Annotated in this window: 8 protein-coding genes; 2 read left to right on the forward strand and 6 right to left on the reverse strand. The window is 68.8% G+C overall.

The features are described 5' to 3' along the window. A partial coding sequence (locus tag AC1DHD_RS12170; protein WP_476879962.1) for a cytochrome c oxidase assembly protein occupies positions 1–264 on the forward strand: 264 nt, incomplete at its 5' end. Positions 265–282: 18 nt separating this feature from the next. Here AC1DHD_RS12170 and AC1DHD_RS12175 read toward each other — a convergent pair. The 4 genes from AC1DHD_RS12175 to AC1DHD_RS12190 form a co-directional block, all read right to left on the reverse strand. Next, positions 283–1,404 (reverse strand): sulfite oxidase, encoded by a 1,122-nt coding sequence (locus tag AC1DHD_RS12175; RefSeq protein WP_476879968.1) that lies wholly within the window; start codon positions 1,402–1,404, stop codon positions 283–285. A gap of 122 nt (positions 1,405–1,526) precedes the next feature. After that, positions 1,527–2,381, reverse strand: coding sequence for an SDR family oxidoreductase (locus AC1DHD_RS12180; RefSeq protein WP_476879963.1), 855 nt, complete (start codon positions 2,379–2,381; stop codon positions 1,527–1,529). Between the two features lie 3 nt (positions 2,382–2,384). After that, positions 2,385–3,389: an aldo/keto reductase family protein gene (locus AC1DHD_RS12185; RefSeq protein WP_476879964.1), complete on the reverse strand. Its 1,005-nt coding sequence runs from the start codon at positions 3,387–3,389 to the stop codon at positions 2,385–2,387. Positions 3,390–3,429: 40 nt separating this feature from the next. After that, a complete protein-coding gene (locus tag AC1DHD_RS12190; protein WP_476879965.1) occupies positions 3,430–4,032 on the reverse strand; it encodes a hypothetical protein in 603 nt (200 codons plus the stop codon). Positions 4,033–4,250: 218 nt separating this feature from the next. On the opposite strand from AC1DHD_RS12190, the gene AC1DHD_RS12195 reads away from it, so the two are divergent. Then, positions 4,251–4,679 carry a YchJ family protein gene (locus tag AC1DHD_RS12195; protein ID WP_476879966.1) on the forward strand — a complete coding sequence of 143 codons (429 nt, stop codon included), beginning with the start codon at positions 4,251–4,253 and terminating at the stop codon, positions 4,677–4,679. On the opposite strand, the gene AC1DHD_RS12200 is transcribed toward AC1DHD_RS12195, so the two are convergent. Both AC1DHD_RS12200 and AC1DHD_RS12205 read right to left on the reverse strand, forming a co-directional pair. Further along, entirely contained in the window at positions 4,676–5,620 is a 945-nt protein-coding gene (locus AC1DHD_RS12200) for a YrzE family protein (RefSeq protein WP_476879969.1), read from the reverse strand. The genes AC1DHD_RS12195 and AC1DHD_RS12200 overlap by 4 nt on opposite strands. 164 nt (positions 5,621–5,784) lie before the next feature. Then, the coding region (locus AC1DHD_RS12205; RefSeq protein ID WP_476879967.1) for an acyl-CoA dehydrogenase family protein at positions 5,785–7,137 on the reverse strand (1,353 nt) is incomplete at its 5' end.

Consider the following 7,137-nt stretch of genomic DNA (forward strand, 5'->3'; position numbering starts at 1 on the left):
ATCCTGCTGCGCCTGAACGGCCAGGTCCTCGATCACGTCACCGCGCGGCAACCGGGCCCCGGGTGGTTTCCGGATGCCCTGCGCGACCAGCAACTGGCCGGCGACGTCCTCTGGTTCATCTGCGAGGCCGTGGACCTGCCCCTGATCATCCTGATGTTCATGCGGTTTTCCAGGAGCGACAAGCGTGAGGCCCGCGGCTTCGACGACCTCACCGACAGCGAGCTCGACGCACTAAACGCGGAGCACCTGAGGCGCGGCCGCTAGGGCCTATCCACCTGGGGCCTATTCCACGGTGACCTTGATCCGCTGCACCACGTTGTTGCCCATGCCTTGGTAGTTCCAGACCGGTTCGAGCGGCTGGATGGCGCCGCTGGAGTCCGTCGCGCGGCAGGACAGCTCGTGTTGCCCGGGATCAGCCACCCACGGCATCGACCAGGTCGCCCACGCAAACGGGCCCGCCGGGTGTTCCAGCTGCGCGGGGGCCCACTTGCCATCGATCCCGACCTCGACGCTGCGGACAGTTCCGTGGCCGGACCAGGCCCGCCCGGTCAGCATGACCGGGCCCGCTGGCAGGACCCGCTGCCGTGTAAAGAAGTCCGGGATGCCCGGCGGAACCATCAGCGAACGGACTTTTATCCAGGAAACCGGGGTGCCCGCGTCGTCCGCGTCCTGCTGGTAGCGGTACGCCACCGCTTGCTGAAAGCCCTCAAAGGGGCGCGTCAGGACCTTGATCGACGTGAGCCATTTAACGCTCGCCATCCCGTACCAGCCGGGAACCACAAGCCGCAGCGGGAAGCCGTGCTGCGGCGGCAGCGACGCGCCGTTCATCCGGTAGGCCAGCACGACGTCGGGCCGCAGCGCCTCGCTAATACGCAGGCTCCGGGCGTACTGCTGGCGCACCCCGCCCTGGATCCCGGCGTCCGCCCCGGTGAAGGCGACCTCGACGGCGCCCTCGTCCACGCCGGCCTGGGTCAGCAGGTACGCCAGCGGAACCCCGGTCCAGACGGCGGTGCCGACGCCCTCCAGCATCCAGGGCTGGCTGAGCGGCCGGGGCTTCAGCAGGGACCGGCCGTTGCCGGCGCATTCCAGGGTGACCGGGACGCTGATGCTCGGGGCGCGGCGGATGGCCCGAAGATTCAGTTCCAGGGACCGCTGGACCGCCCCGCCAATCCGCAGGTGCCAGCGGTCTTCCGTGATGGCCGGGATGTCGAAGTGGTCCAGCAGGTAGTGCAGCCCGGGCGGAGTGACGTCGTCGCGGAGGGCCTCCAATGGCATCGAATGGTTCCGGACCGCCAGCTGGAGCTCTTCGGCGGTCAGCGGGCCGTGGCTTGGCTCGCCGGGATGGGCGGACAGCTGCTGGGACTGCCGGCGCCGGGCCATGACGGGGGAGGTGTGCTTGGACATTTGCTTGGGCATGGGACTGCGATTCTGTTCCGGACCAGCCCGGTTTTGGACCGGTGTCACCGTCTTCAGGTCTACGCTCCGGCCCGGAAGCCGTCAATACCGGGCCGGCCCGACGCTGCCCCTTAGAGCGAACGCGCCTCGGCCAGGAAATCCGCCAGCCCCAGCGGTTCCCGCCCGGTCAGCGCGTGCACCGTCGACGTCGGTCCCGCCCGTTCCCCGGCCGCGATGGCCGTGTAGGTGCTGACCCATGCGTCCACCTGCCATGGCGGGGCGCCGTAGGGTTCCCGGGAGGCGTACGCTTCCGCCAGGGTCTCGTTCCGGTAGCTGATGGTCCGGCCGGTGCCGGCGGTCAGCAGCTCTGCGGCCCGGGCCAGGGACAGGTCCTCGGGGCCGGTGAGGTCGTAACTCCTGCCGCGGTGCAGTGCCGGATCGCGGAGGACTGCCAGGGCGGCGCGGGCAATGTCGCCCCGGGTGACGGCCGCCATAACGCCGTCCCCGGCGGGACCGCGGATCACCCCGTCCTCGCCGGCCAGCAATGGCAGGAAGTCCAGATAGAAGTTGTCCCGCAGGATGGTGTAGTCCATCCCGGAGCCCTTGATCCGCTCCTCGGTGGCGTAGTGGTCCCGGCCCAGGGTGAAGGTGCAGTCCGGGGCGGCCCCGAAAAACGAGGTGTACACAATGTGCTGGACGCCGGCGTCGGCCGCGGCGTCCACAAACGTGTAGTGCTGCTGCAACCGGTCCTCGGCTTCCGCGGCGGAAACCATAAAAAGGGTCTTCACACCGGCCAGGGCGGCGCGGGCCTGCGCGGCGTCCGCGTACGTGGCGGTGGCTGTCACGGCACCGTCGAGCTGCGGGGCCCGGCCGGGATCGCGCACCACGAGCCGCTGCGCAGTGCCGGCGGCCGCCAACAGCCGCGCCACCTGTCCGCCCAGCTGGCCGGTGGACCCGGTGACGGCGAGGTCCGGCAGTGCGGCCATGGGTCAGGCCTCCCGCGAGGCCGGCGACTTGGTCTGCGCCGGATCCCGTTCGGCGAGCGAGCCGATGGCGGCGTCGATCTTGTCCATGACGGCCGGGTCCAGCTTCACACCGGCGGCCGCCACGTTCCCGGCGATCTGTTCGGGCCGCGACGCCCCCATAATCGCCGACGCCACGTTCTTGTTCTGCAGGACCCAGGCGATGCTGAGCTGGGCCATGGTGAGCCCGGCCTCCTCGGCGATGGGTTTCAGCTGCTGGACACCGGTCAGGACGTCGTCGGACATCCACCGCTCGATCATTCTGGCGCCGCCCTTCGCGTCCGTGGCGCGGCTGCCCTCGGGAGCAGGCTTGCCGGGGTGGTATTTCCCGCTGAGCACACCCTGGGCCACGGGCGACCAGACAATCTGGGACAGGCCCAGCTCCTCGGAGGTGGGGACGACCTCGGCCTCGATGACCCGCCACAGCATGGAGTACTGCGGCTGGTTGGAGATCAGCTGGAACCCAAGGTCCTTGGCGAGGGCGTGGCCGTCGCGGATCTGGTTGGCTGTCCATTCACTGACGCCGATGTACAGGGCCTTCCCTTGCCGCACGATGTCGGCAAAGGCCTGCATGGTCTCTTCCAGCGGCGTCTCGTAGTCGTAGCGGTGGGCCTGGTAGAGATCCACGTAATCGGTCTGCAAGCGTGTCAACGACCCATTGATGGATTCCATGATGTGCTTCCGGGACAGCCCAAGATCGTTGTGCCCCTTCGGCCCGGTGGGCCCGAAGACCTTGGTGAAGATCTCCAGCGACTCGCGCCGCTCGTCCTTCAGTGCTTCCCCGAGGACCGTTTCCGCGGCGGTGTTGGCGTAGACGTCCGCTGTGTCGAAGGTGCTGATCCCGGCGTCGAGCGCTGCCCGCACGCACTGGGTGGCGACGTCGTTCTCCACTTGGGAGCCGTGGGTGAGCCAGTTGCCGAACGTGATTTCCGAAATCTTGAAGCCGCTGTGACCCAGGTATCTGAATTCCATGGGTCCCAACGTAGCCCAGATGGGCGTCCGGGGTAAGGCCTCAGCTGGCCTTGCGCTGCTGGCCCTGGCGCGCAGGCTGGTGCTTGAGCGCGGCGAGGGAGCCGGTGTCCAGGACGGGGCTCTTGGCCGGAACCGCCGGCTTCGCGAAAGCGCGGGGCCCGGCACCGTTCCGGTCCGTGGCGGACGCGATCAACGGCGCCACCTTCTTGATGTCCCGCACCGGGGCTTCCGGGCTGGGCAGTTCGCGGACGGAGACCTTGATCTCCGGAACGGCTTCGGCTTTGGCGCGGGCACTGGCACGGGCGTCCGCGCGCTCGACGGCGGCGGCCCAGTCTGCGGAGAGCTGGGGTTCCTTGCGGGCCGGCTTGGCGGTCCTGGCCGGCTTCGCGGTTTTCGCGGGGTGGGCCCGTTCGGCCGGTTCCGTCGCCCCGGCCGGCATGGTCAGATCCGGGGACCTGACCGTTTCGGGGGCCGGGCCGCGTCCGCGCGTCAGTGCAACGAAGGGAAGGGAAACCAGGCGTCCGAGGCCGGCAAGCAGGAGGGTAATGACGAAGGCAACAAAGACGCCGAAGAACATCACGAGGCCCACACCGAGGGTGCCGAAGAACGTGAGGTGCATGGCGATCGTTGTCGGGTCTTCCACTTCGCCTCTCCTATCCAGCCTGCAGTTATCCAGCCCGCAGTGAGGTCCGTTCCGCATTGTCTCGCCGGGCAACAGCCCTTCTTAACCATACGGAATTTTTCGGGCTGACACGCACGGAAAGCCCCGGCCGGGAGGGTTGTGTCCAAGCTGATATGTTCCGCGTTTATAGTCGGAGGAGACTCCCGCCGGAAACCGTCCGGCCCGCCGGAAGGAACCACGTGACAGACGCCCAGGCCGCCGCTTCCGAGCCCCACGGCGTCCCCTTCGAGGGAAACTGCCCGTGCCTGTCAGGGGAGCAATATGCCGACTGCTGCGGCCGCTTCCACCGCGACGACTCGGACGCGTCCACGGCGGAGCAGCTCATGCGGTCGCGGTACAGCGCCTTCGTGGTGCTCGACGCCGGATACCTGCTCCGCACCTGGCACCCGGAGACGCGCCCGGCCACGCTGGAGCTCGATGCGGAAACCCAGTGGCGGCGCCTCGACATCGTCTCGACGCACCGCGGCGGCCCGCTGGACACGGAAGGAACGGTTGAGTTCGCTGCCTATTACCGGCACGACGGCGAGCCCGGCGTGCACCGCGAAACCAGCCGGTTCCTGCGGGAGGACCGGCGCTGGTACTACTTGGACGCGGTGACGCTCGCCTAGCGCTCCTCGACGGTTTCCACCGGGGTGAAACCGGCGCGGTCCACCTTGCGGTGGAAGCGCATGCCGGCCAGCCCGCCGAGCATGGCGCCGATCAGGGCCACCACGGCCACCACAACGGCCGCGATGATGCTGGTCGCGGTCAGGTCGCCTTCATTGACCGGGATGCGCGGGAAGCTGTTCAGGTTCGCCAGGACATTGAACCTCTGCCCGGCCGTCATGGCCAGGACAGCCACGATGATGGCCGCGATCAGGGCCCAGATCCAGACCATCAGACCCTGCCGGGCGCCATTGAACCGCGCCATCCTGCCGGCCACGTAACCGCCGCAGTAGTAGGAGACAAAAAGGATCACGAGCAGGGTGATGATGCCCACCAGGCCCACGCTCTGGTTCTGTGAGGCCTGGTTGACGGCTTCATTGACGTTGGTGTTGGTGGCGAGGCCGACGGCGGTGCCGGCAGCTGCGACCAGCGCAGTGAGCAGCACGGCCATGCCAGTGGCGGCGAGCCAGCCGAAGAACGCCGAGCCGATCTTGACGCCGCCGAACTGTTCCTTCTCGCGGGCCACGACGGCCTCGCGGGTGGGCACCTCCTCGACGACGGCGTCGTTCTCGACGTAACCTCGCTCATCGCGCGAGCCGTGGATCACGCGATCGTCGGCGGCGCGGTCGTCGACCACACGGTCGTTGCGTCGTGCCGCGCCCGCAGCGGCTGCCCCGGCGACGGGGGCGGCGGGGAAAGCCCTGGTGTCGTTGGAGCGCGCATCCGCCCGGGCGTCGGTGCGTTCCTCGGCACGGACTTCGTGGCGGGTCTCCGCGTCGGTTGGCCGCTCTGCAGTCACGCCGTCCTGGCGCGCGTCGTGGATCCGGCCGTCCCGGTCCACGGTCCGGTCGTCCTCGGGAACGCGGCGGGGCATACGGTCTTCGGGGCCTGTGCTGCTCATGATGGCTGCTCGCTTTCATTGATTGACCCGAACCCATTGTTTGGGCCGGGCACGGCAATGCTTCGACCGTCATCAGGTCTTCCCCACACCTAACCACGGCATCCCCGCACATAGCAAGGATGCTTACTATTCAGGGGAGGTTGCCGCCCGCCCGGCATTGCCCCACGTCAGCGGTATGTTCGGTGCAGGTTTTCCGTTGCGGACGCGCGCGGGCTGGCGTCCGCGATCCAGGGCCCGGTCCCCTCGGACTGGTCCAGCACACCGGCCTCCAGCCATTCGAAGTCCCCGGCCAGCACCTGGCGGGTCAGGCCACGGTCGCCGTCGTCGGTGTTTCGCCAGAGCTGGTCGAAATACTCTTCGACCCGGACCCGCGCCTGCGCGCAGTAGGCGTCGGCGAGCTGGTAGGCGGAGGCGCCGCGCTCCGGGGCGGTCCGCAGCAGCATTTCCGCCCGGGAACAGCAGGCAGCCATCGCGAACAGCTCCGCGCCGATGTCCACGATCCGCCCAAGGAACGCCTGCTTGTGCTCCAGCTTCGCCTGCCAGCGGCCCATACCGTAGAAGGTCTGGCGCGCCAGCCGCCGAGACGCGCGTTCGACGAAGCGCAGATGCCGGGCGAGCCGGCCGAAGTCGCTATACGAGCGCGGGTCCAGGCCGTTGCCCGCCACCAGCTTCGGGAGCCAGCGGGCGTAGAAGCCGGATGCGCCGACGGCGGCCTTCGCCTTCTCGGACAGGCTGGCCTCCTCGGACGCGAGGGCACCGGCGGCGGCCAGGTGGGCGTCCACCGCCTCCCTGGCGATCAGCAGCCGCATGATCTCCGAGGACCCCTCGAAGATCCGGTTGATCCGCAGGTCCCGCAGCTGCTGCTCGGCGGGGACGGCGCGCTCGCCGCGGGCCTCGAGGGAGTCGGCCGTCTCGAAGCCCCGGCCGCCGCGGATCTGGACCAGTTCGTCCGCGATCCGGCAGCTGATTTCGGTGGACCAGAGCTTCGCCAGGGCGGCCTCGATCCGGACGTCCTTCTGGCCGGCGTCGGCCAGTTCGGCGGACAACTCGAACACGGCATCCAAGGCGAAAGCGCTCGCGGCGATGAAGGCGATCTTCTTGCCCACCGCCTCATGCTGGCCCACCGGGCGGCCCCACTGGGTGCGCGCGTTGGACCATTCGCGGGCGATCTTCAGGCTCCAGCGGCCGGACGCGACACAGAGGGCGGGAATGGACAGCCGGCCGGTGTTCAGCGTGGTGAGTGCGATTTTCAGGCCCTGGCCCTCGCGGCCGAGCCGGTTGGCCGCGGGCACCCGGACCTGATGGAAGCGGGTGACGCCGTTTTCGATACCGCGCAGGCCCATAAACGCGTTGCGGTTCTCCACCGTGATGCCGGGGGAGTCCATCTCGACGACGAAGGCGCTGATACCTCCCTTGTGTTCGGTGCCGTCGGAGTCGGTGTGGGCCGGGACGAGGGCCATTACCACCACGAGCTCCGCGATGACGCCGTTGGTGGTCCACAGCTTCACGCCGTCCAGCAC

The sequence above is a fragment of the Arthrobacter sp. 05L45_2 genome (assembly GCF_056397525.1).